Annotated in this window: 22 protein-coding genes; 15 read left to right on the top strand and 7 right to left on the bottom strand. The window is 58.4% G+C overall.

Translation table 11 applies throughout. The features are described from left to right. Positions 1 to 43 precede the first annotated feature (43 nt). Positions 44 to 280, top strand: a complete 237-nt coding sequence (locus tag QPL94_RS02375; RefSeq protein ID WP_285355250.1) for a hypothetical protein — start codon at positions 44 to 46, stop codon at positions 278 to 280. Between the two features lie 11 nt (positions 281 to 291). On the opposite strand, the gene QPL94_RS02370 is transcribed toward QPL94_RS02375, so the two are convergent. Continuing rightward, positions 292 to 1302 carry a hypothetical protein gene (locus QPL94_RS02370; RefSeq protein ID WP_285355248.1) on the bottom strand — a complete coding sequence of 337 codons (1011 nt, stop codon included), beginning with the start codon at positions 1300 to 1302 and terminating at the stop codon, positions 292 to 294. A 218-nt stretch (positions 1303 to 1520) separates the two neighbouring features. Here QPL94_RS02370 and QPL94_RS02365 point away from each other — a divergent pair, with 218 nt between their 5' ends. Genes QPL94_RS02365 through QPL94_RS02355 form a run of 3 tightly spaced genes read left to right on the top strand, consistent with a single transcriptional unit; the run spans position 1521 to position 6015 of the window. Further along, on the top strand, positions 1521 to 4961 hold the full coding sequence (locus QPL94_RS02365; protein WP_285357813.1) for a response regulator: 3441 nt from the start codon (positions 1521 to 1523) through the stop codon (positions 4959 to 4961). A 42-nt stretch (positions 4962 to 5003) separates the two neighbouring features. Beyond that, the gene (locus QPL94_RS02360; protein ID WP_285355247.1) at positions 5004 to 5555 is read left to right on the top strand and encodes a hypothetical protein; all 552 of its coding nucleotides are present in this window, start codon (positions 5004 to 5006) and stop codon (positions 5553 to 5555) included. 46 nt (positions 5556 to 5601) lie between these two features. Beyond that, positions 5602 to 6015: a response regulator gene (locus tag QPL94_RS02355; protein ID WP_137436602.1), complete on the top strand. Its 414-nt coding sequence runs from the start codon at positions 5602 to 5604 to the stop codon at positions 6013 to 6015. A 23-nt stretch (positions 6016 to 6038) separates the two neighbouring features. Here QPL94_RS02355 and QPL94_RS02350 read toward each other — a convergent pair whose 3' ends face one another. Continuing rightward, positions 6039 to 6308, bottom strand: coding sequence for a hypothetical protein (locus tag QPL94_RS02350; RefSeq protein WP_137436603.1), 270 nt, complete (start codon positions 6306 to 6308; stop codon positions 6039 to 6041). 594 nt (positions 6309 to 6902) lie between these two features. Here QPL94_RS02350 and QPL94_RS02345 point away from each other — a divergent pair. Further along, positions 6903 to 7142: a hypothetical protein gene (locus QPL94_RS02345; RefSeq protein ID WP_285355244.1), complete on the top strand. Its 240-nt coding sequence runs from the start codon at positions 6903 to 6905 to the stop codon at positions 7140 to 7142. Here QPL94_RS02345 and QPL94_RS02340 read toward each other — a convergent pair. After that, positions 7131 to 7643, bottom strand: coding sequence for a 3'-5' exonuclease (locus tag QPL94_RS02340; RefSeq protein WP_285355243.1), 513 nt, complete (start codon positions 7641 to 7643; stop codon positions 7131 to 7133). The genes QPL94_RS02345 and QPL94_RS02340 overlap by 12 nt on opposite strands. Positions 7644 to 7814: 171 nt before the next feature. Here QPL94_RS02340 and queC point away from each other — a divergent pair, with 171 nt between their 5' ends. Further along, the gene (gene queC, locus QPL94_RS02335) at positions 7815 to 8480 is read left to right on the top strand and encodes a 7-cyano-7-deazaguanine synthase QueC (protein WP_285355242.1); all 666 of its coding nucleotides are present in this window, start codon (positions 7815 to 7817) and stop codon (positions 8478 to 8480) included. Beyond that, positions 8480 to 9136 carry a 7-carboxy-7-deazaguanine synthase gene (gene queE, locus QPL94_RS02330; protein WP_285355241.1) on the top strand — a complete coding sequence of 219 codons (657 nt, stop codon included), beginning with the start codon at positions 8480 to 8482 and terminating at the stop codon, positions 9134 to 9136. The genes queC and queE overlap by 1 nt, the downstream gene beginning before the upstream one ends. 5 nt (positions 9137 to 9141) lie before the next feature. On the opposite strand, the gene QPL94_RS02325 is transcribed toward queE, so the two are convergent. The 4 genes from QPL94_RS02325 to QPL94_RS02310 all read right to left on the bottom strand — a co-directional run bounded on the left by QPL94_RS02325 (position 9142) and on the right by QPL94_RS02310 (position 14044). Then, a complete protein-coding gene (locus QPL94_RS02325; RefSeq protein WP_285355240.1) occupies positions 9142 to 10215 on the bottom strand; it encodes an AraC family transcriptional regulator in 1074 nt (357 codons plus the stop codon). Positions 10216 to 10354: 139 nt separating this feature from the next. Beyond that, positions 10355 to 11242, bottom strand: a complete 888-nt coding sequence (locus QPL94_RS02320) for an alpha/beta fold hydrolase (RefSeq protein ID WP_285355239.1) — start codon at positions 11240 to 11242, stop codon at positions 10355 to 10357. Positions 11243 to 11359: 117 nt separating this feature from the next. Beyond that, positions 11360 to 13129, bottom strand: coding sequence for an ExeM/NucH family extracellular endonuclease (locus QPL94_RS02315; protein ID WP_285355238.1), 1770 nt, complete (start codon positions 13127 to 13129; stop codon positions 11360 to 11362). Between the two features lie 9 nt (positions 13130 to 13138). Continuing rightward, complete coding sequence (locus QPL94_RS02310) at positions 13139 to 14044, bottom strand: helix-turn-helix transcriptional regulator (protein ID WP_285355237.1); 906 nt, start codon at positions 14042 to 14044, stop codon at positions 13139 to 13141. Positions 14045 to 14348: 304 nt separating this feature from the next. Here QPL94_RS02310 and QPL94_RS02305 point away from each other — a divergent pair, with 304 nt between their 5' ends. From QPL94_RS02305 to QPL94_RS02270, 8 genes are all read left to right on the top strand, one after another. Further along, positions 14349 to 15626: an MFS transporter gene (locus QPL94_RS02305; RefSeq protein ID WP_285355235.1), complete on the top strand. Its 1278-nt coding sequence runs from the start codon at positions 14349 to 14351 to the stop codon at positions 15624 to 15626. A 173-nt stretch (positions 15627 to 15799) separates the two neighbouring features. Then, on the top strand, positions 15800 to 16225 hold the full coding sequence (locus QPL94_RS02300) for a MarR family transcriptional regulator (protein WP_285355234.1): 426 nt from the start codon (positions 15800 to 15802) through the stop codon (positions 16223 to 16225). A 30-nt stretch (positions 16226 to 16255) separates the two neighbouring features. Continuing rightward, a complete protein-coding gene (locus QPL94_RS02295; protein ID WP_285357812.1) occupies positions 16256 to 17647 on the top strand; it encodes an MDR family MFS transporter in 1392 nt (463 codons plus the stop codon). Between the two features lie 231 nt (positions 17648 to 17878). Next, complete coding sequence (locus QPL94_RS02290; protein WP_285355233.1) at positions 17879 to 18448, top strand: TMEM165/GDT1 family protein; 570 nt, start codon at positions 17879 to 17881, stop codon at positions 18446 to 18448. Between the two features lie 47 nt (positions 18449 to 18495). After that, positions 18496 to 19563 carry a L,D-transpeptidase family protein gene (locus QPL94_RS02285; RefSeq protein ID WP_285355232.1) on the top strand — a complete coding sequence of 356 codons (1068 nt, stop codon included), beginning with the start codon at positions 18496 to 18498 and terminating at the stop codon, positions 19561 to 19563. 29 nt (positions 19564 to 19592) lie between these two features. Then, entirely contained in the window at positions 19593 to 20345 is a 753-nt protein-coding gene (locus QPL94_RS02280; RefSeq protein ID WP_285355231.1) for an SDR family oxidoreductase, read from the top strand. A 27-nt stretch (positions 20346 to 20372) separates the two neighbouring features. Next, entirely contained in the window at positions 20373 to 21854 is a 1482-nt protein-coding gene (locus tag QPL94_RS02275) for an NfeD family protein (RefSeq protein ID WP_285355230.1), read from the top strand. Next, positions 21851 to 22642, top strand: coding sequence for a slipin family protein (locus tag QPL94_RS02270; RefSeq protein WP_285355228.1), 792 nt, complete (start codon positions 21851 to 21853; stop codon positions 22640 to 22642). Before QPL94_RS02275 ends, QPL94_RS02270 begins: the two co-directional genes overlap by 4 nt. Positions 22643 to 22665 lie beyond the last annotated feature (23 nt).

Here is a 22665-nt window from a genome sequence, read left to right as displayed (position 1 = left end):
TGTCGGCGTATTGATCACAAATACTCAGTGGAAGAGGACGATCATGGATAAATACACCCGGTCTCAGGCCATGACTGACCAGCCAAGGACCGTAAAGCTTGACCACCACGACAGTGTTCGCAGCCATGTCTGCCAGCAGATCAGCACGGAAGTGGAACGCCTCGAGCGCCGTATCGAAACCCTGCGGCTGACCAAAGCCCCCCATGCCGCGATCATGATTTCCACCTATGAGCGGATGATCGACCGCAAGAAAGGCTTTCTCAGGAACTGGAACCTGTAGGTCAGCGCCAACTACTGACGCTGCTCAATGGGAACGGTATTGTAAACAATGGGTTCGCTCTCACCTTTGAGACACTCAACGGGGTTCGGGTTTGTATCTGTCCCGGTTTCCTCAGACGAACCCTCTGGGGTGCCTGAAAAGTAGAACACACTGACGGTGCTCTGTTGATAGTCCAGCTCCGCACAAATATAGCTCGGTTCCTGCCCGTTTAAAGTGATTCCTGACGTCTGTTTTAATACCAGGGTACCTGATTGTTCGCCGGTGAAGACCTGGAAAAACTCGATGTTTCCCAGCTCTCGTCCGGTCATGCTGGTTGCTGCGAATTCCGGTTGATTATAACCGCTGGCCGAAAAACCTTTGTTCGCATACTGGGCGCTCCACCCCAGACTCAGGAGTTCTGGTGGATTGGGGTCATCGTCGTTGGGTGCTCTTGCAATAAACTGTATAGCGCTGAAAATCCTGTCGCTCTGGGGAGCACTGGTCCAGTCGAGCAGCGGATAAATCCAGCGCTGGTCGGGTTCAGGGTCGGCTCCGTTATTGCCGCCGGTTTCGGTGAACCGGATAAGGGCGTTGTTGCTACGCGTGTTGTAAGTGGCGGGCTCACCTCTGTCCATGCTGTCCCGCATCAGCTGACGGCCCACGTCAAAATTGTTCACCTGGTTGCTTGCGATGACATGGCGCAGGAAATCCAGGGGATTGCGTGCACTGGTGTAGCTGGTGCCGTCGTCACTGGGCGTGAGGCCCATGAGCAGGTCCAGACGTCCACGCAGCTGGGCTGTCACATCCGCACTCTCGTCGCTCTCCCCGTCAGCCGGTTCCAGCCCGCGGTAGAAGTCATGGAAAAGGGTTTGTGGCAGTACCTCCGGCAGACCTTCTTCATTGCTGAGTTCGAAGCTCTCGAAAGACAGGGAGACACTCGCGGCCGGGTTGTGAAAATTGCTGCCAGACGATGAGTCCGGCCCGCAGCCGGCCAGAAACACGGCAAGCAGCGGTACAGCGGCGAAAATGCAGGAATGTCTCATTTCGTGTGACCCCGAGATGCGTAATCGCAAGTAAAACGCTAAAGTGTTTGGCGGTGGTGCCGCTGAAACCCGCGGCCCGTGCATGACAGCTGACAATAAATCAAAAAGCAGGCATCTGCCCTCGCGGAGATCACATTTTGCAGCAATGGGAATGTCACGTCCGATGGCTCAGGATTCTGGTGCTTGCGGTACTGGCTGTTGTCATCCCGGCTTCGGCCATGGCGCAGGAACGCTGCCAGGACGGTGAAATCCGGCTGAACGACGCCACATCCAGTGTGCGTGACCTCGGTAGTTGTATCTGGTATCTGGAAGACCCTGAGCACACCCTGGGCTTCAACGATATCCAGGACGGCAGCGCCGGGCCTTTTAACCGTCACGAAGGCGGCGTGCTGAATTTCGGCTATACCGAGTCTGCCTACTGGACCCGGTTTGACCTGCAGGTAGGTGCCGGTGCGGCCCTGACTGACTGGATACTGGAGCTCGCGCTGCCACTAGTGGATGAAGTGGTGCTCTACGTAGTGCAGGACGGTGAGCTGGTGGAGCAGCGCCGGGCAGGTTACGAAGGCGACTGGTCAGGACGTGACCTGGCAGTGCCTAACCCCACGTTCAGGCTGTCGCTGGAGCCGGGTACCTCTACACGCATCTATCTGCGAATCACCAATACCAACACCTTTCGTCTGCCGATCACGCTCTGGCATCCGGATGCCTATATAGAAAAGGTGTCCGTGGACGAAGCCGTGCGCGGCATCCTGCTGGGCAGCATTCTGGCCATTCTCGCCTATAACCTGTTTGTGGCGGTTGCCGTGCGGGAGCGCAGCAACATCTATTATGTCCTCTACCTGGTGTCGGCTACGGTGTTTATTGCCACTGAACAGGTGCACGGCATCCAGCTGCTGGAGGAGCGCCCCGCTCTGTTGAACAAGGAGTACCTGCACTACCAGATCATTATGACCTGGTTCTGGGGCCTGTTAATGGCCCGTTCCCTGCTGGAAACCCGGGAGCGATCGGCAGATCTGGACAAGGTTATCCAGCTTTGCCTGTACTCCATCGTTGCGACGTTTGTGCTGTCCCTGTTTCTGCCCTATCACACCGCGATGGAATGGATCGTACTGGCTTCGATTCTGCTCAGCGTGATCCTGATTGTGGTCAGTTATCTGTCATGGCGTTACTACAACCCGGCGGCACGTTCCTACTTCTTCGCCTGGACGCTGGCACTGGTGGGCTTCGGTATCTACGGCCTCACCGTAATGGGCTATCTGCCGCTGAATATGTTCACGACCTATGCCCCGCAGTTCGGGCTGACCGCCCAGATTATCCTGTTCTCGTTTGCCCTCGCCGACCGCATCAAGCAGGTCCAGGGTGAAGCGCTGGGCTGGAGTCAGCGGGCACTGGCCAACCTGCGCCGCTACCAGTCGCTGTTTGATAACGCCATCGAGGGGGTGTTCCAGATGTCCCTGGACCGGCGTTTTGTCACCGCCAATCCGGCTATGGCAAGGCTGATGGGATACAGCAGCAGCCGTGAGCTGCTTGACCGGAACCCGGACGCCCTGGAGACCTGTTTTGCGGATCAACGGGTTCGTCGCTGGGTGATCGGGCAACTGGAGTCCCGGGGCACCGTCAAAGGCATTGAGGCGAGGTATTACACCCATTACGGAGAAGAGCGCTGGGCCACCATTTCCCTTCACACCGTGTATGACAACGACGGCGAGCCCGCGCATCTTGAAGGGACCTGTATCGATGCCACCGAACGGCATCAGCGCCAGCGCATCGAGCGCGAGCGGGAACAGGAGCGCCTGGAGAAGGAGCTGGCCCGTAATTCGGCAGAGGCCAAAAGCCAGTTCCTGGCCAACATGAGCCATGAAATCCGCACGCCGCTGGCGGCCATCATCGGTTATGGTGAAACCCTGCTCGACCCGGATCTCACCGAGAAGGAAAAGCACAGCAGCGCGGAAACGGTCGTCCGCAGCGGCCGACACCTGCTGGACCTGATCAACGACATCCTGGACCACTCGAAAATTGATGCCAACAAGCTGGACGTGGACGTGGTGTCGGTCAACCTGCCGGAACTGCTGGATGAAATCCGCGCCTTCTTTGCCCCGAGGGCACGGGAGAAAGGGCTGGAGTTCCATGTTGTCTGTGAGTTTCCTTTGCCCGAGCAGATCGCCACGGACCCGACCCGTTTCCGTCAGATCATCATAAATCTGTGTGGAAATGCGCTTAAATTTACGGAAAAAGGGTCTATCTCCCTGAATATTCGCTGTGACCGGCAGCATCACAGACTGGTCGCCAGAGTTGTGGACACCGGTATAGGTATGAAGCCGGAACAACTGGGCCGGTTGTTTGACCCGTTTGCCCAGGGCAGCGCGGCTATTGCACGGCAGTACGGGGGCACCGGCCTGGGGTTGAGCATTTCCAGGCGGCTCGCGGAATTGCTGGGTGGTGAAATCTCGGTGACCAGCACCTATGGTGAGGGCAGCGAATTCGAGCTTTCCATTGATACCGGCCCACTGGACGGTGTTCACTTCCTGCGCGATGGGTCGGAACTGTCCCAGCGCCGGCGCAGTATTCCCATGGTGGTGACACCCCGGTTGTCCGGGCGAATTCTGTTGGCGGAAGACAACGATGTGAACCGTCGCCTGGTATCCCTGCTGGTAAGCCGGACCGGCGCAACGCTGGTCAATGTCAGCAACGGTGCTGAAGCACTGGACCTGGCATTACGGGAGTCGTTCGACCTGATTCTGATGGATATCCAGATGCCGGTCATGAACGGGCGCGACGCCACGGCTGCCATCCGGGAGGCGGGTCTGAATACCCCGGTGATTGCCCTCACCGCCAATGTCATGGCCGAGGATATTGCCGACTATCGCATGGCCGGCTGTAACGATCACCTGGCCAAGCCTATCGACAAGCAGCGGTTCTACGAGGTGCTGGCGCGTTATCTGGTGGTAAGGCCGGAAAGTGAGCAGGCAGGAGCCCGACGCTACTCCGGCACCGTACTGGTGGCCGAGGACAACGAAGACAATTGTCGGCTGGTGGAGCGAATGCTGCGTGCCCAGGGCCTTGAGGTTATTACCGTTGCCAGTGGTGATCAGGCGGTACGCAGGGCGCTGTCAGACTCTGTACAACTGGTACTGATGGATCGCCACATGCCTGAACTGGATGGAGTGGAAGCGACGCGATTACTGCGCCAGACCGGTTTCCGGCGTCCGGTGATCGCTTTTACCGCCGGCGATCAGTCCGAGAACGAAGCGCTGCTGGAAGCGGGGTGTGATGGTGTGCTGAACAAGCCCATCGACCGTGACCATCTGCTGGCCACCCTGAATCGTTATCTTGGCGATGCAGGTAGCGCAGAAAATTCGGCCATCAGTGAAGCGGATATTGCCCATCTGGTTGAGCGCTTTCTGGACGGGCTTGGCAACAGAAAAGACCTAATGAATGAGGCTGCAAGTGCTCACCATCGTGAGCGCTTGCAGACCGAGGCTCACCAGATCAAGGGCACCGCCGGGGCAATGGGGTATCCCGAGATGACTCGGCAAGCAGGTATACTGGAGTTCTGTATGAAAGCCGAACCGCCGGATTGGGACCGGGTTCACAGAGAACTGCAAACCCTGAATGACATGATCGATCTGGCATTACAGGCCCGGGAGACGCAATCATGAAAACAGGCGCCGCCACCGTCAACAAAACAGGAAGTCCGAGTAATGAGCGAAAACCAGCTGCCTGATGAACAGTATTCGTTGAGCATGATGTACGGCACCTATGCCGATATCCTGTTTGTTCTGTTCCCGTTTCTGGTCATCAGTATGCAACGGTTATGGGATGGCCAGCTCTACGAGACGCTACTGCGACCGGACCTGAGCATTGCCGCCGCGATACTGGCGGGCCTGGCCATTGGCAAGTTCGTACTGGGGCTGGTCACTAATCGGGATCTTGGCCGCTACAAGGAACGCATTGTTTTCTTTATTGCGCTGACGCTGTTTCTGGTGCTGGGGCCCGCCATCATCCTGATGCTGAGCATTACCGGGAACCGTGAAGTGCCCGGATTTGTGGCGTTTGTTCAGCCCATTCTGCTGATCATTGCCATTTCCCTCTACACGACGGCGGTGGGTATCAGTAATATCCTTACCCGGTCCGCACCGGATGGGGCAGGTCATGGCGCTAGTCACCCGGATAGTGGTCAGGACCCGGAACCGGCGACCACGAGACATGAGCCGCTGGCGATACCAAGGCGCACCGGCAACGATCCCCTTTGAGGCACAGGGCAGTGCCCGGGTATTACACAGAATCAGGAGGCAGGGTATGAGTGATCTCAGAATACTGGTGGTGGAAGACGAACCGGTCATAAGGGAGAGGCTGGTCGAGATGCTGTACAACGCCGGTGCGACCGCTGTGATTGAGAGGGAAGACATAGCCGGCGCCCGGGCGGCGTTCGAGGAGGCTGAGTTTCAGATCATATTGCTGGACCTGGGGTTGCCGGATGGCAACGGTCATGAACTGATGAAAGAGTTCAAGGCAGCGAAGAAAAACCAGCATATCGTGCTGGTGACCGCGGACGACTCCATTGACAGTATTCAGAAAGCCATCAGTGCCGGAGCCAACGGCTACGTGGTCAAGCCCTACTCCCAGGAAAAGATCCACGACGTGGTGAATAACTACGCAATGGTGCATGGCAGCGATGCCGCCATGCTTCAGGGCCTGAACCGCCAGCACTGACGGTTCGGCCCGAAGGTGTCCGGTTACGCGACCTGCCGCGCGATCCAGGAATTGTAACGGTTGGCAAGCGCCCTCACATACCGGGCTTCAGCCTCATTCGTATTCCCCAGAACGCCCTTGAAGATCCAGCCACGTTCGTACACTCCCAGCACCCGCTGCTCGTCGTCCAGGTTGACGCGCTGGTTCAGCTTCTTGCAGATCGCATCCAGCAGCGGCAGCTTTTCGGGGCGTTTGATCGGCCCGATGCGGCTGCTTGCCGGCTGATTTGCTGCTTTTGTTGGATGTCTCTTCATGATCTTCTCCTTGTGGTTTTGCGGCTGCAAAAACAAAACCCCGGCGCCTTGGGCAACCGGGGTTCTGCGGAGAAGCTCGCCCGGTCGCTCCAATGGCTCCCGGGACTGGACCGAAAGCCGTCAGATAGTTTTCACCATGGTGTGAGTGCACATCCCGCTGTTACGGCGTGCAATGGTTTCAATCACTGAATTTTCCTGACTCATCGACATATCTTCTGGCTCTTTGCCGGTACAACACACCGGATATTTCTGCTTCGGTACTGATACCAGTGTATCGCTTGCCCGAGGCTTTGCAATAGGCAAAGTGCTTCGGCAAACCCCTACAGACGCAGCCCTGGAAACTGCTCATAATTTGCTCTGTCACGTGTTTTACGTTGTGCAATCCTCCGGTGCTCACCTTTTATCTGTGGCGCACTGAATGGATCTCTCCTTTATACGCAGCCCAATGGGCTGCGTTTTTTTATGCCTTTCGGCGGCATATGGTGGAAACCCCGTAGCCACTAGTTCGTACAGACGTTCCGGTGCTTTTCGGCGATAATTCGCACACTAATTAGTATTCATTGCTGCGGAAATCAGAGGTTGAAAACTAAGTAAATGTCCGAAGAAAACGGATCAGCACAAGCCAGATTCCAGACCCATGCCATTGTAGAAGTTGTGTTGCTGCTGGTGTTGCTCGCCTATATGGCGCTTGCCCAGAGCAGGATCGTGGGAGAGGATTTTTCTTTCACCCTGATGGGAGCCGCGCTGATGGCGCTGGTTACCTACTGGACGCTGAATACCCTGCGGGACGGGCTGGAAGTGATTGCTGCCAGGGTCGCTCGCTCAAAGCACTGAACCAGAAGCGAGCAGCTGAATATTTTCCCAGGTCTTGTGCAGGATCAGGGCATCATTGGCGGCCCGGTGCACGGGTAATCCCAACCGGTTGATCACCTGCTGACGTGACGACGCCCAAAGCCTTACCTGGTCTGCATCCAGCAGCATGGAAACGGATTCAAGCTGAAACTCTGCCCGGATATTGGCCGCGCGAAACAGGCGATGGAGCCAGAAGCTGTCGAACGTCCAGGCGTCACAGAATACCGGCCCGGAAAGCAGGCGATTAAGGCTGGCGGCCACCTCGGAAACCGGCAGGCCCTCCTGTTCCAGGGTTTGCCGGGTAATACCATGAATCTTTTCCGCACTCTCCGACCAGTCCTGCCACAGCACATGGGGTCGAATAAGCCAGCTGTGCAGCGTGCCATCGGGTAAGCAGATACCGACTTCAATGGGGTAACTTGCGATCAGGTCAAGACTGGAGGCCTCGAAGTCAATAAACGCTGGGCTGGATTCGGTTGTCATTCCGTCAGATTTTTGTTGGTGAGCCGTTTTGTGAGTTTACCCGCCCACTCTCGCAGACGCGAACCCATGATGGCATTCCACTGTTACAATATGTCCACGGATGTTAGTCCGCTCATGTTAAAAATGCCTTAAAGGCCCTGTTGCCTGTGGGGCAAGGACCGGAATTCCCTGATGACAGATACCGTTGTTGTGATTTACTCCGGGGGAATGGACTCATTCACCCTGCTCCATCTTGCCCGTGCCCGCGGGTATAACGTTCATGCCCTGTCGTTTGACTATGGCCAGCGCCATGTTCGCGAACTGGCGTGCGCGCGCCATGTATGTGATGAGTTGGCAATGCCCCACAAGGTGATCGATATCCGCGCCCTTTCCGAGGTTATGGCCGGATCCGCATTAACCGATAATGTTGCTGTGCCCGAGGGGCACTACGAAGAAGAAAGCATGAAGGCCACCGTGGTGCCCAACCGCAATATGATCCTGCTGTCGCTGGCTACCGGCTATGCGGTGACTGCCGGAGCTGTAGCCGTCTGGTACGGCGCTCATGGTGGCGACCACGCGATTTATCCCGACTGCCGGCCCGAATTTGTGGAAAAAATGGATGCCGTTTGCCGGGTGGCCAACTATGAGCCGGTTGGTATTGAAGCGCCATTTATGGGGTCCGACAAACGCGACATCCTTGCCGAAGGTGTGAAGCTGGGTCTCGATTACAGCAACACCTGGACTTGCTACAACGGTCGTGAAAAAGCCTGTGGCCGCTGCGGCTCCTGCGTGGAACGTCTGGAAGCCTTTGCCGCAAACGGTCTGTCAGACCCTCTGCCTTACGAGGTAGCACGCTGATGTATCGGGTCAAGGAAGCCTTCTACACTCTGCAGGGGGAAGGTGCACAGGCAGGCAGGGCGGCCGTGTTCTGCCGCTTCAGCAAATGCAATCTCTGGACCGGCCGGGAAAAGGACCGGGCCAGTGCGGTGTGCAATTTCTGTGATACGGATTTTGTCGGAACCGACGGCCAGAACGGCGGCCGCTTCGAGACCGCGGACGCGCTGGCTGCGCACATCCGTAGCCTCTGGCCTGACGCGCCGGGGCGGCCGTATGTGGTCTGCACCGGCGGCGAGCCTTTGCTGCAGCTGGATGAAAAACTGATCGATGCCTTCCACCGGGCCGGCTTCGAAGTGGGGGTGGAGACCAACGGCACTCTGGCTGCGCCGGCCGGCATCGACTGGCTGTGTGTCAGTCCCAAGGCGGATGCACCGGTGGTGCTGCGCCAGTGTGATGAACTGAAAGTGGTCTATCCCCAGCCATTGGCGATGCCTGAGCGTTTTACCGATATCCGGGCCAGCCACTATTTTCTCTCTCCCATGGCGTCGCCAACGCTTCCGGATGGTGAGTCAGATCCCGTCAAACAAAGTAATACCCGCAAGGCTACCGATTACTGCCTGGCCCATCCGCAGTGGCGGCTGACCCTGCAAATGCACAAGATCATCGGCATCGACTGACCGGATCAGGCCATTGCCCTGATGGAGCTCCGGCCTGTCGGCGCTGCCTGTGGCGGGGTTTCCCGATGACGGTACTGGCTGGGACTCTGGCCGGTCCAGCGCTTGAAGGCGCGGGTGAAATTGGCGGCATCGGCGTAACCCAGCGCATCGGCAATCTGGCTCAGGTTCATCGACGTTTTTTCCAGCAGCTCGCCGGCCCGCTCGAGCCTTACCTGATCCACCAGATTCTGAAAGCTTGCCTCTTCCGCCTGCAGCCGACGCTTGAGGGTGCGCTCGGAGACAAACAGCGTGGCGGCAACCCGCGCAAGTTTTGGCGGGAATGGGTGGCTGGTTTCAATCACCCGCCGTACGCGGCAGGCGAAGCCCGCATCCTCGGTGAGCAGCCGAAGCGCCTCCTCACATTGTGCTTTTGAAGAGACCGCCAGCTGGTCGTCGGTAAAACGGATCGGTAATGCCAGCTGTTGGCGCGGAATGACAATGGCGTCTTCGGTGGCGCCGTAGACCACCGGAACCGGAATTTGCTGGCGGAACCGGTAGAAATAGGCGGGCTCCGGACCACGACGGTGAATGGAGGAGCCGGCCACCGGCGCGCCGGTCAGCTGGGCACCCATGGATGCGCACCCGAACAGCATGGCGTCCATGATAAAACCCTGCAGTGGTCCCAGGTCGATGTCGCAGGTGATGGTAAAAACAGCCTGGTCTTCCTGCTGGCGGCGGGTGACCTGCAAGTGCGGAGCCCTGAGGGTCAGGTAACGGGTCATCAGCTCAAGGGCTTCTTCCAGGGTCCGGCTGCTCATCACGGCCGTTCCCAGGGCGCCGTGCAGGGGTAACTTCAGTTCCCGCGCCAGCATAATGCCCAGCCCGGGTTCGCCACTCTCGATGATGGCGCGGGTGACAAACTCGCTGGCCTGGGACTGGCTTACCCGCAGATCCGTGGATTTCAGCCGCACCGGGTCGAGGCCGACACGCTTGAGCAGCGCTTTCTCATCAACGCCGATGGTGCGTAACAACTCCGCCAGCAAATGCAGGTAAATGGCCGGCATGCCCAGATCCTGAGTTGTCGATACTGAGGCGCGCATGGGGTTTCCTCACGTTTACTGTTGTTGTTATGTCAGGGATGAAACATCTTTCATGATTATGAACCGAACCGACTCCGCACCCCATGACTTCAGTGACGGGTCAACGGGATATGTAGGCCAATTCGTCACCCGCCCTGGTTCAGTGGCGGCCGGAATGGCGCTCTACAAACCCGGCCAGTGCCCGGGCCGAGAGGCCAGGACTCTCCAGCATCGGAAGGTGTCCGACATTGCGGAACAGCCGGATATCGGCATCGGGGGTCGCGTTGCGGAACCAGTCTACACAGCGTGTGGGGGTAATCACGTCACGGTCGCCCCACTGCACCTGTAATGGCGGGGTATCCGCTCCCAGATAGCGTGCCGGCGCGAGGGCATCGGCCAGCATGTCATCGAAAATATGTCGCAAGGCGTCGCTGCGGCCCAGCAGGTCTGGCCCCAGCAGCCCGGTCATGGCTACACCCATGGCCGTGGGTTTGCCGTTACCCACGCTGTTGAACATGCGGTAGACGCCGGCCCAGTCGCGGGGAATCAACAGTTGGTCCCGGTCCGATTTGAAAGGTGCGTTGATGTCCACATCCGGATATTCGGGAATGCCGGCGCTATTGAGCAGGGTGAGGGACGCCGGTGCCATTTTATGGGCAAGGACAGCGGCAATGGCACCACCCATGGAACTGCCGGCAATGTGGACATCGCTGACAGCCAGGGAGGCGAGCCAGTCCTTCAGCCGCAGAGCCTGGTCTTCGTAACGGTATCGGGCAGATGATTGATAATCGCTTTCCCCGAATCCCGGCAGGTCGGGGACCAGGATATGCCAATGGTCAGGAAGCCGTTGCAGCCACAATGCCCAGTTTTCTTTCATTGCAGCGAAGCCATGGAGCAGCAGTACGGTGGGGCCGCCGGCAGTCGGTGATCCCTTTTCCAGGTACACCATGCGGTGCCCGTCGATAAGGGTTTCCCGCCGTTTTGCCTGAACCAGCCAACGCTGTCCGGTTCTGGCAGCTGGCCAAAAATTGGGGGTGGGTATTTTCACTGGTTATATCCGCTCTGATTCGATCAACCCAGTGTACCCGTTCTCCGGATTCGGGCTTTGGCCTGTCCGCCCCTGTCCTGCGGCAGCGGGGCAAGGTCAGGATTCAGGTGAGAATGGTCAGAGGGCGAAATCGGTAATGACCGGGTCATGGTCTGACGATCGCCAGGGCTGACTTTCAGCGGCCGGGATCGGGCCCTTGTAACCCAGTGCCGGCGGTTCATCGGCATTGATTGACCAGGTGGTGGCGCTGACGAGTCGGCCGGCCAGCCCTGTCGACACCAGGCTGTAATCAAGGGTGCCGCTGCGCCCGCGGTAGCGGTAGCTGGTGTTGTTGCAGCCCGCTTCGTTACAGGCATGGAACTGCCGGACGGCATTGGTGTAGCCCGCGTCTGCCATCAGCTGCAGGGGTACTTCCCGGGCGTAGCTGTTCAGATCGCCGGTGATCAGAGTGCCTGCCAGATTGTCGGGCTGTGGTAGTGAATCCACCCAGCGGAGGATGGCCCGGGTGGCTTGTTCACGGCTGAAGCTGTAGCAGCCCTGGCCATCATTCTGGTCGCGGTCCGGGCCTTTGGCGCCGCGACAGGCTTTGGACTTCAGGTGGGGCACGATTATTCTCAGGACGCGGTCATTGCCCAGGTGCCGGAACGCCTGGGCAACCGGTGGCCGGCCCCGCCGGCTGAAAGGCGCTGAAGTCAGGCGGCTGGCCTCACCCTCGGTTGCTACGCGGTCACTGCGGTACAGCAGGTCGGTGCGAATGGCATCACTGCCGGTGCCACTGTCGGCTTTTACGTAACGCCATTGCTCCCCTAAGGCGTTGGCCAGCTCAGCGATCGCACTGTGGTGGCCATAGCCATCGTTTTCCACCTCCGTCACCGCGATGATGTCAGGCTCCGGAGTCCTCAATGCGGCTACCAGCATGGCCAGCTGCTGTTCGAACTGTCTGCGGGATTTTGCGCCCCGTGGGGCGGGGAAACCGCCGCCCCGGCCATCGCCATTAAAAAGATTCCCCAGGTTCAGGGTGACTACCCTGAGCGTTGAGGCGTCTGGGCGCGCCGGTGGATCGGGCCGGGGATTTGCACTCTGGAATGCCGGCGGGGACAGGGGTTGCATCCGCCAGGCGTCGAAGCGGAAGTCGAGGATTCCCGAAAGCCGGTTTACGCGATCACCGGCTCGAACGGTATTGTCGGCGGAGAGTTCCCCCGTCGGCCAGGGCACTGGCCGTGGATCCCGAACCCCTTGGGCGTCATCAAGTAGCAGCCGGTTTCTCTGCTGGGACTGGAAAAGTGCCGCGGCAGACGGTCCGGGTTCCATGAATTCTGTGGGGATGGTCTGGTCACTGGCAGCCAGCGTCAGCTCACCGTAGCGGGCAAGATTGTAGTGATCAATCACGGTCAGCTCGCCCGCTATAGTCACCAGCATGTTCTCGAGATGTTCCGGGCGCTGGTGGTCTGGCCAGGGCAGCGTGACAGGGACAGGTGCCGGCAGAGCTCCGGTACCGCACACCGTGAGGGTATCAACGTCGGTGAGTTCGGTCAGGCCGTGAAATTCCTTGACCCGCCCGGATACCCGAACCCTTTGCCCCCGGCTGCCCGCAGAGCGGCCGGTATAGACAAACAGGGCTTCGGAGGTGTTCGGGCTGCCGTCGGTTTCGTCATCGGTCTGCTGCAGGTAAAAACCACGGAATCCACCCTTGTGACGGGCATCCATGGTGATGACGCCTTCCACCGTGACGGTCTGGCCTGCGAGCGATGAGCGGGCATCCTCGCCCTGGACCGTTGAGATCGCCGTAGCAAATGCACCGCAGCCCTCTGCTGAGGCAACAACGGGCAGCCAGAGCAGCAGGACAGCGGCAAGGAGATTTTGAGTGGGAGCGCGGAGTGTGGTCACCCGCGCAGTCTAGCAGAGCCCGGCCACCGCTTTAATAGCTCTCTCACGATCGGACTCGGCAATGCCAAGCTGTTCCTCGTTGGCCAGCTCCAATTGCTGCACCATCGGGTCTGGATGCCGGCTGTCGGCGCTCAGGCCGAAGCGTGACAGCATATAAGGAGCCAGCGCAGCCCGGGTGGTCAGCTCCAGGCAGTTGTCACTCATGCCGTAATCGGCAGCAATGATTTCCTGCTGTGCCTTGTTCAACCGGCTGTCAGGTACCATCACCAGGGCAATGCGGCGGTTCCAGTCATCATCCTGATGGCTGGTATGGCGGCTGCGCTGGCGAATGGTTTCCGGCTTGCCACGGAAACGGCTGAGCGCAAAATCACGGAACTCCCGATTGGAGTCGCACCAGGCGCGCAGGTGCCAGCTCTGGCCAACACAGACCAGGGTGTGGGGCTCCAGCGTGCGTTGAGACACGCCCGCCGGGCTGAGGGAAGCATACTCTGCCTTCATGACCCTGCCGTGACGGGTGGCGGTCACAGCCGCTCTCATGACTTCCGGTTTAACAATGCGTTGCGGGCCCCGGACGATGGTGCTGTGCGGAAAGCTGATGTTCAGCGATTCGAACGTATCACTGAGGCTGTCCTGTCGTGCCAGAAGATCCTGATATTCGCTGGCATGCCCGGTAGTGACAACGGGGCTGAAGTCTGGTGAAGGTACATAACCTTTCAGGTGGCGATCGTAAACCAGATTGTCTGGCGCCAGTTCCCGCAGGTAGGTGTTAATATCCTTGGAAGCCTGCTGACGCCCAATGCCAAAACTGTGGCAGATGTGATTGGTGGTGAGCCGTCCTTCCCAGAGGGCGATGATTTCAATCAGCCGGTAGCGAAGCAACAGATCCCACCGAATGGGCCAGTCCGTTTTTTTCATAACCAGGCGCTCATGGTTAGTGTGGATTGCATGAGTTAAGAGACTCGTGGTTTAAAATGGCCATTAACGATACCTGTCTCATGTTAACCCCTCGGGCCGTCTGCGTGTGTTACGTCACCTTAATGTAAAATAGTGTCAAATCCGGTAACTGCAGCGCTACAAGCCGTTTCAAAAATTCGGCAAATGCGTAGTGGTGTCGTTGGCGGAGCCCTGTTGTAATTCGTTTCCAGCAAAGTTCCGGCGTTGCTGCTACTTTTTACACACCTCTGTTTACATCCATTTCCAATACGCCGGAGCCTGTCTGATGACCCGCATGGTCACCTCACTGTCAGCCCTTATTCTCAGTATAGTACTGCTGGTCAGCGGCAATGCCTTTTTGATGACCCTTTTGGGTGTTCGTCTGAGTATCGAGGCGGTATCCCCGGACATCATCGGCTGGATTCTGGTGTGCTATTCCATTGGTTTTGTACTGGGCACTCTATACGTGCACCACATCATTGGCCGTGTCGGGCATATTCGGGCGTTTGCGGTGTTTGCTGCCATGGCGGCGGTGTGTGCGCTGCTGTATCCCATGGCGGTGTCGGAACTGTTCTGGGCCCTGCTGCGCGCGCTTTCGGGTTTCAGTGTGGCCGGTGTTCTGGTGGTCATCGAAAGCTGGTTCAGCAGCCGTGCCACCAATGCCAATCGTGGTGCCTTATTCGCCGTCTACCAGATTGTTTTCTATCTTTCCGCGGCCGGTGGCCAACTGCTGATCAATGTAGGTGAGCCTGCGTCATTCATTCCTTTCTCGCTGGCAGCCGTGCTACTGACACTGGCTCTGGTGCCATTGTCGCTGACACGCATGGATGCACCGATGATTGAGCAGCATGAGCGCCTGTCTTTTTTCACTCTCGCGCGGGAGTCTTTTACCGGGGTGTCCGGGGCGCTGATCTGTGGTGTGATGATCGGTTCCTTCTATGCGCTGGGCCCGGTTTACGCCACTCTGGTTGGCCTGGAGGTCAGTCGGGTGTCCACCTTCATGGCCAGTGCCATTGTTGCTGCCATGATTCTGGCCTGGCCCCTGGGGCTGGTGTGTGACCGCTTTGATCGCCGCCGTGTGATGTTCTGGGTGGCCGTGATGGCGGGCCTGTCGGCGGTGACTGTCGGTGTATTCGGCGCCGAGAAAATGTGGCTGTTGACCCTGATGGTGGGGTTGTTTACCGGCCTGTCCGCCACGCTTTACCCGATTGCCGTGGCTATTACCAACGATCGGATGGAAAGTAACCGTATTGTCTCAGCCAGTGCAACGCTGCTGCTGAGCTACGGTGTCGGCAGTGTTATTGGCCCTGTTGTGATGGCGGAACTGGTGGCCGTACTGGGTCCCAAAGGCCTGTTCTTCGGCAATGCCGGATTCCTGGCGGTACTGGCGGTCATTACCAGTTATCGCATTAGTCATACTGACGACGTGCTGGTGGCCGATCAGGAGCACTTTATCCCGGCCATGCCTGAAACCTCTGCGGTACTGGCCGAAATGGACCCGCGGAACGAGGAGTTCCAGGAGTCGCCGGAAGTGGTCGAGATGCAGGAAGAGCAACTGCGCTAAACCGGGTGATTATCGCAACCTCTCGGTTTTCCCCAATTCTGTTTTGCCTTGCGTATCTGTATTTGTGTCAATGGTTAGCTTACTATTGGTGACGATTTTCATCGCTGCGTTTTTCAGCATTTGCATTCGTTATAACTGTAAGCCGTTGATATTCTTTACCGGAGTTCCAGACCATGAGAGATCAGTTTCCCTTCGCCGTTGCCAGGGTAACCCGGCGCTGGCGCAAGTTGCTGGACGAGCGCCTTAAGGACCTGGGTGTTACCCAGGCTCGCTGGACCACCATGGTCTATCTGCAGAAAGGCGGCGAAGGCCTGACCCAGCGTGAACTCGCTCGCCTGATGGCGATAGAAAACCCGACTCTGGTACGGCTGCTGGACAGCCTTGAGCAGCAGGGCCTGATTGAGCGCCGCCCCTGCCCGAACGACCGCCGTGCCCGCCGTCTTCATCTGACACCGGACGGCACTGAATTCATGAATGTGCTGACGGAACGGGCTGCGAAGCTGCGCGAGGAAATGCTGGAAGGCATCAGCGACGAAGACATCGAGGGCGCAGTGGCGGTCTTTCACAAGATCATGGAGAACGCAGAGCGCCAGCGATAACCGTGTTCGTCCGGTTGGAGGGTTGTTGGTCTGAGTGATAACTCGGTTGCAGGGCTGAAAGCCCGTTACGGTGAACGCTGGCGTTGGCTCGCACTGGCTACCGTGGTGCTGGGTACCATGGCCACCGTCCTCAGCGCGACTGTTGTCAACGTTGCCCTCCACGACATCATGCTGGAATTCGGCATCCGCCAGGGCCAGGTTCACTGGCTGGCTACCGGATTCATTGCTGCCATGACCACCACCATGCTGGCCTCTTCATGGCTGCTGGATCATTTTGGCGTGTGCAAGACCCTGGCCACGGCCATGTTTTTCTTCACCCTGATCTCCCTGCTGGGCGGTTTTGCCACCTCTCCGGAACAACTGATTGCAGCCCGTATCGGGCAGGGTGCCATGGCCGGGTTGATGCAGCCCATGGGCATGTACCTGGTGTTCCGGATATTTCCCCGTAATCGGCGGGGCCAGGCGATGGGAATCTATGGCATGGGCGTCATTCTGGCGCCTGCGCTGGGGCCGGTTCTGGGTGGATTCCTGGTGGACCAGCTGGATTGGCGTTACGTCATGTTTGCTCCGGTGCCGGTTACCCTGGCCGGCGTGTTCATGGCCTGGCGCTTTTTACCCGTTCCGGTCTCCCGCCCGGCGCCCTACCGGTTCGATCTGCCCGGGCTGGTACTGCTCGGCGCCACTATCGGGTTGTCGCTGGATACGCTCAATCGGTTGCAGCAGCTCAGCGGACAAGAGGGGCGGATACTGATTGAAGGCCTTCTGGCCGCCATACTTCTGGCTCTGTTTGTGGTGCGTGAACGCAAGGCCCGCCATCCACTGGTCAATATTGACCTGTTACGCAACTCCAGCTTTGTTTATGCCAACCTGGGCGCCATGGCTATGGGTCTGGCGCTGTTTGGTTCCACCTACCTGGTGCCGCTGTTTGTGCAGACGTCTCTCGGTTTTACCGCAACCCAGGCAGGCCTGTTGATGCTGCCGGCGGGCATTGTGCTGGGTATGACTTTCCCGCTGGCGGGCCGGCTGGCGGATCGTTTGAGTGCACGCAAACTGGTTATTTTCGGCATTGTCCTGTTCGCTACGTCTGCCGTGCTGTTCGCGCTGTCAGATCTGGAGCTGGCCTTTGGCTGGCTGGCCCTGTGGACCGTACTGGGGCGTATCGGTATCGGCTTCATGCTACCGGCGCTGTCCACCGGTGCGCTCAATCCGCTGGCACCGGAACAGCTCGGCGCCGGCTCCAGCACCATCAACTTTACCCGCCAGCTCGGGGGTGCCTTTGGCGTGAACATTGTGGCCCTGACCATCGAGTTTGGTGACCACAGTGGCGGCATACCCACTATCGACGCTTTCCATACAGCCTGGTGGCTGGTGGCAGTCTTTGTGGCCGTGGCGGCGATTCCGGTATGGAAAATGCGGGTCTAGTTGTCATTCCTGCGCCAATTGATTAACATCTCCGCACTCTTCAGGGGAGTAGCCTCCGTGCCAGAGCATTTGTCATGGCAAGGATGGTAGTCAACACGCTTGGAGCTCAATCTCCGTGGCTATCATGTTTCACCCGTTCAGTGGTGGAACTGGCAAGACCTGAGGCAGTTTCACCTCCATAGGGCGGACGGTGGGCTGTCTCATGTCTGGATGTCCGCCCCGGAGTTGTTCATGGACGCTTTCCTCGCCTCAACCGTTGCGGTCGCCATTGCTGAAATCGGCGACAAGACCCAACTACTCTCCCTTTTCCTGGTTGCCCGCTACGCCAGCCGCCTGCCCATTATCCTGGGTATTTTCGTGGCCACGATACTGAACCATGCCCTTTCGGCGCTGTTAGGCGCCTGGATGGCGGAGGTGATCCCGGAGGCATGGCTACCCTGGATCCTGGCTGTCAGCTTTGTCGCCATCGCCCTGTGGTTGCTGGTACCGGACAAGGATGACAGTGAGGATTCCGCCTTTCTAGGCATGGGCGCGTTCATGGCGACGACGGTGATGTTCTTCCTGGCGGAAATTGGTGATAAAACCCAGATAGCGACGGTGGTTCTGGCAGCCCGGTATACCGAGACTTTCTGGGTAATCATGGGAACCACCGTTGGTATGCTTTTGGCCAATATACCGGTTATCATGGCTGGTAAATGGCTTATGGACCGGCTGCCACTATCGACGGCCCGAATCGGGGCAAGCATTCTGTTCCTGATTCTGGCAGTTGTTACCCTGTGGACAGCCCTGATGTCGGTTTGAACCGGCGTGTCAGTAACCTGAAGTGCCGGCTACCGGATTTGAAACTTATGTATTGTAAACAGTTCACTGGCTTTTTTGTTTTCTGGCTGGCGTTGGTGCTGGCCGCCCCTCTGCAGGCAGAAGCCGAGCGACAGGCCAGCGGCAAGGAACTCAGTGCAGAACAGCCCGGGGATGAAGCTTCCGACAAGCCCCGCGTGCCGACCTTTGATATTGAGGGCGACCTGGCCGGCGAGTTGTCGGTTATCTCGACCCGCTATGAAGATACCTTCGCAGCGATCGGTAATCGCGACAGCCTCGGCTATCTGGAACTGGTGAAAGCGAATCCGGGGGTGGATCCCTGGCTTCCGGGTGAAGGTACCCGTATCACCGTACCCCGTCACTACGTGTTGCCCGATGTGAAGCGCGAGGGCATTGTCATTAACCTGGCTGAGTACCGGTTGTACTATTTCACCGAGAAAGGCGTTCAGGTTTACCCGGTGGGCGTGGGGACGGAAGACAATCCCTCGCCGCTGACGGACGCTGAGGTGACCATGCCGCTGGAGTCGCCGGCCTGGTACCCGCCTGCGAGCATCCGGGCCGAGTATGAGGCGGAGGGAGACTACCTTCCACGAATGATTCCTCCCGGCCCGGACAACCCCCTTGGAAGCCACGCCCTGATGCTGAGCGAGAAAGGCTACCTGATTCACGGCACCAACAAGCTGTTCGGGGTCGGTATGCAGGTCAGCCATGGGTGCTTCCGCATGTATAACGAGGACATATCCCGGTTCGTTTACCAGGTCAGCAAGGGCACGCCGGTGCGGGTGATCAGGGAGCCGGTGAAGATTGGCCTGAAAGGCAACGAGGTCTGGATGGAAGTGCATCGTCCGCACGAGGAATACAGTGAGCAGGACCGGACTAAGGTGTGGCGTGAAGTCTCAACAAAGCTTGAAGAATTCCGTCGCAAAAGGCCCGGCGTGGAAGTCCAGCGTATGGCCATTGAGCTGGCGGTGGACCAGGCTGACGGCCTTCCGCGGATGATTGGCGAGCGGGTTACCCGGGTTGCCAATGAAACCAGTGAGACGCTGCAGAATACCCCTGATGGAGAGGATGGCAAGGAACAACGCCTCTGGTTCTGAACATGACCTGCAAATGCAAAGGAGACCCGATGACCGGCAGCATACTGATAACCGGTGCCAGTTCCGGCCTGGGTGAAGGCATGGCCAGGGAATTTGCCGCCCGGGGCAACAACCTGGCGTTGTGTGCCCGTCGTACCGAGCGGTTGCACGAATTGCGGGATGAATTGCTGCAAAAGTATCCGGAGCTGGTGGTCAGCGTACGGGCGCTGGATGTGAACGATCACGATCAGGTGTTTGAGGTGTTCCGTGGATTTGCGGCGGAATTCGGTTCCCTGGACCGCGTTATCGTCAACGCGGGCATCGGCAAGGGTCAACCGCTGGGAACGGGCAACTTTAACGCCAACAAACAGACCGCAGAAACCAACTTTGTTGCGGCCCTGGCACAACTGGAAGCGGCCATGGAAATCTTCCGTGCGCAGAACCATGGGCACCTGGTGGCCGTATCTTCAGTATCAGCACTGCGGGGCATGCCGAAAAACATCACCACCTACGCGGCCACCAAAGCCGGCCTGGCCTCATTGGCTGAGGGACTGCGGGTGGAGCTGGTCAGGGCGCGCTCGCCAATACGTGTGTCAACTCTTTATCCCGGCTATATTCGTACTGAGATAAATGAGAAAGTAAGAAACGCGCCGTTTATTGTGGACGCAGCGACCGGGTGCAAGGCCATGGTACGTGCCATTGAGTCCGGAAAAGCGGAATGTTTTGTTCCCTCATGGCCATGGCGCCCCATCGGCTTTCTGATGAGGAGGTTGCCGGTCGCGGTACTGGCCCGTATGTTCTGATCCGTCAACGGGATTCGGGGAGGAGTGATGAACGCGAACCGAGCCACCAGATCAACACCCCCCGGCCGCCTGCAATGGTGGCTGGCTGCCTTCTTGCTCGGCCTTGCACTTGCACTGGGCTCGCTGACCCACACCGTCCTCGCACAACAGGATGACGACTCTCCCACCGGACTTGTACTCACTGTCGAAGGAGCCATTGGCCCTGCCACCATGGATTACGTGGTGCGTGGTATTCGCCGTGCCGAATCTGACGGGGCTGAGCTGTTGATTATCCGGATGGACACTCCGGGTGGCCTGATGAGCTCCATGCGGGAAATGATCAAGGAAATCCTGGCCTCTCAGGTTCCTGTGGTGACCTGGGTATCCCCTGCCGGGGCGCGTGCAGCCAGTGCTGGCACCTACATCCTATATGGCAGCCATGTGGCGGCTATGGCATCAGCCACTCACCTGGGTTCTGCTACCCCGGTTCAGATGGGTGGCCTGCCCGGCTCCGAAGAACCTCCGCAGCAACAGGAGGATGCCGGATCAGGCAGTGACCAGACACAGGAGAGTGAAGACTCGTCCTCCGGCAGTGGGTCTGAGCCCGGGAAACGGCGGGGCGGCTCAGCGATGGAACGCAAGGTACTTGAAGATGCCGTCAGTTATATTCGCGGGTTGGCCGAACGCCACGGCCGCAACGCCGACTGGGCAGAAGAGGCGGTGAGAGAGGCGGTCAACCTTGGCGCCACAGAAGCCCTGGAAAAGAATGTGGTGGATGTGGTTGCCGATAACATGGCCAGTCTGCTGGAACAGCTGGACGGTCTTACGGTGAAAATGGCCGACGGGGAACGGACCCTGGCCACTGCCGGTATAGAGCTGACCCGGGCCGATCCGGACTGGCGTACCCGGTTGCTGTCGGTGATTACCGATCCCAACGTTGCCTACTTCCTGATGATCATCGGGTTCTACGGCATCATCTTTGAGCTGTCCAATCCGGGTGCTGGCTTCCCGGGTGTGATTGGCGCCATCTGTCTTGTTCTCGCGCTGTTTGCCTTCCAGGTGCTCTCCGTCAACTATGCCGGCCTGGCGCTGATCCTGTTGGGGCTGGCCTTTATTGTGGGTGAGGCCTTCATGCCCAGCTTTGGCATATTGGGGGTGGGAGGTATCGTTGCTTTCGTGACGGGGTCCATCATTCTGATGGACGGCAGCCACCAGGACATTTCCCTGCCCACTATCGGGGGTACGGCACTGGTTGCCGCCGGATTCACGCTCTGGACCGTTATCCGCTTTATTGGCTTGCGCCGCAAACATCCGGTCAGCGGCAGTGAGCAGATCGTCCATGAGCACGCAACCGCGCTGGATGAGTTCCGGGAGCAGGACGGGCGGTACCGGGGCCATGTCCGCCTGACTGGCGAACGCTGGAACGCTGTGAGCCAGACGCCTGTCAAAGCGGGAGACCGGCTGCACGTAGCAAGAATCGAGGGGTTGACGGTCCATGTTGAACCCGATCCAACCAAGGAGACGTTATGAATATTACCGATCTGGTTCCCTATATCGCACCTGCGGTAGTGCTGCTGCTGATTCTCGGATCGGCAATCAAGATCCTGCCGGAATATGAGCGTGGCGTGGTGTTTTTTCTGGGCCGTTTCCAGGGGGTAAAAGGTCCGGGCCTGATCATCATCATTCCCGGCATCCAGCAAATGACCCGGGTGGATCTCAGGGTTATCACGCTGGACGTGCCCAGCCAGGATGTGATCTCCAAGGACAACGTCACGGTACGGGTGAACGCGGTGCTGTACTTCCGCGTGGTTGATCCGGAGCGTGCGATCATACGGGTGGAGGATTTCGGCTCGGCAACCAGCCAGCTGGCCCAGACCACACTGCGCTCAGTGCTGGGCAAACACGATCTGGATGAGATGTTGTCAGAACGTGACAAGCTCAATTCCGACATCCAGGAGATTATTGATTCCCAGACCGAAGAATGGGGCATCAAGGTTGCCAATGTTGAAATCAAACATGTTGATCTGAATGAGTCGATGATTCGTGCCATAGCACGACAGGCTGAAGCGGAACGTGAGCGTCGCGCCAAGGTCATTCACGCCGAAGGCGAATTGCAGGCGTCGAAGAAACTGGTTGAGGCCGCAGAAGTCATGTCCGTTAATTCCGGTGCCATGCAGTTGCGCTACATGCAGACTCTGGCAGATATGAGCAATACCAACAGCTCGACGATTGTCTTCCCGCTGCCGATGGAAATGATGTCGACCTTTATGGGCAAGCCCTCCCCCAAGGCTCCAGAGAACGACAACGACGATGCCTGACAGGTCGGGCTTTCAGGCATAAA

The sequence above is a fragment of the Marinobacter sp. SS13-12 genome, assembly GCF_030227115.1.
Lineage (GTDB): Bacteria > Pseudomonadota > Gammaproteobacteria > Pseudomonadales > Oleiphilaceae > Marinobacter.
Note: the sequence above shows the minus strand (reverse complement) of the source record. Positions and strands in the feature narration are given on the sequence as shown.

Bases quoted from the DNA above. Each gene is read 5' to 3' on its own strand.
- QPL94_RS02375 (WP_285355250.1), top strand. From the start codon at position 44: ATGGATAAATACACCCGGTCTCAGGCCATGACTGACCAGCCAAGGACC.
- QPL94_RS02370 (WP_285355248.1), bottom strand. From the start codon at position 1,302: ATGAGACATTCCTGCATTTTCGCCGCTGTACCGCTGCTTGCCGTGTTT.
- QPL94_RS02365 (WP_285357813.1), top strand. From the start codon at position 1,521: ATGGCGCAGGAACGCTGCCAGGACGGTGAAATCCGGCTGAACGACGCC.
- QPL94_RS02360 (WP_285355247.1), top strand. From the start codon at position 5,004: ATGAGCGAAAACCAGCTGCCTGATGAACAGTATTCGTTGAGCATGATG.
- QPL94_RS02355 (WP_137436602.1), top strand. From the start codon at position 5,602: ATGAGTGATCTCAGAATACTGGTGGTGGAAGACGAACCGGTCATAAGG.
- QPL94_RS02350 (WP_137436603.1), bottom strand. From the start codon at position 6,308: ATGAAGAGACATCCAACAAAAGCAGCAAATCAGCCGGCAAGCAGCCGC.
- QPL94_RS02345 (WP_285355244.1), top strand. From the start codon at position 6,903: ATGTCCGAAGAAAACGGATCAGCACAAGCCAGATTCCAGACCCATGCC.
- QPL94_RS02340 (WP_285355243.1), bottom strand. From the start codon at position 7,643: ATGACAACCGAATCCAGCCCAGCGTTTATTGACTTCGAGGCCTCCAGT.
- queC (WP_285355242.1), top strand. From the start codon at position 7,815: ATGACAGATACCGTTGTTGTGATTTACTCCGGGGGAATGGACTCATTC.
- queE (WP_285355241.1), top strand. From the start codon at position 8,480: ATGTATCGGGTCAAGGAAGCCTTCTACACTCTGCAGGGGGAAGGTGCA.
- QPL94_RS02325 (WP_285355240.1), bottom strand. From the start codon at position 10,215: ATGCGCGCCTCAGTATCGACAACTCAGGATCTGGGCATGCCGGCCATT.
- QPL94_RS02310 (WP_285355237.1), bottom strand. From the start codon at position 14,044: ATGAAAAAAACGGACTGGCCCATTCGGTGGGATCTGTTGCTTCGCTAC.
- QPL94_RS02305 (WP_285355235.1), top strand. From the start codon at position 14,349: ATGACCCGCATGGTCACCTCACTGTCAGCCCTTATTCTCAGTATAGTA.
- QPL94_RS02300 (WP_285355234.1), top strand. From the start codon at position 15,800: ATGAGAGATCAGTTTCCCTTCGCCGTTGCCAGGGTAACCCGGCGCTGG.
- QPL94_RS02290 (WP_285355233.1), top strand. From the start codon at position 17,879: ATGGACGCTTTCCTCGCCTCAACCGTTGCGGTCGCCATTGCTGAAATC.
- QPL94_RS02285 (WP_285355232.1), top strand. From the start codon at position 18,496: ATGTATTGTAAACAGTTCACTGGCTTTTTTGTTTTCTGGCTGGCGTTG.
- QPL94_RS02280 (WP_285355231.1), top strand. From the start codon at position 19,593: ATGACCGGCAGCATACTGATAACCGGTGCCAGTTCCGGCCTGGGTGAA.
- QPL94_RS02275 (WP_285355230.1), top strand. From the start codon at position 20,373: ATGAACGCGAACCGAGCCACCAGATCAACACCCCCCGGCCGCCTGCAA.
- QPL94_RS02270 (WP_285355228.1), top strand. From the start codon at position 21,851: ATGAATATTACCGATCTGGTTCCCTATATCGCACCTGCGGTAGTGCTG.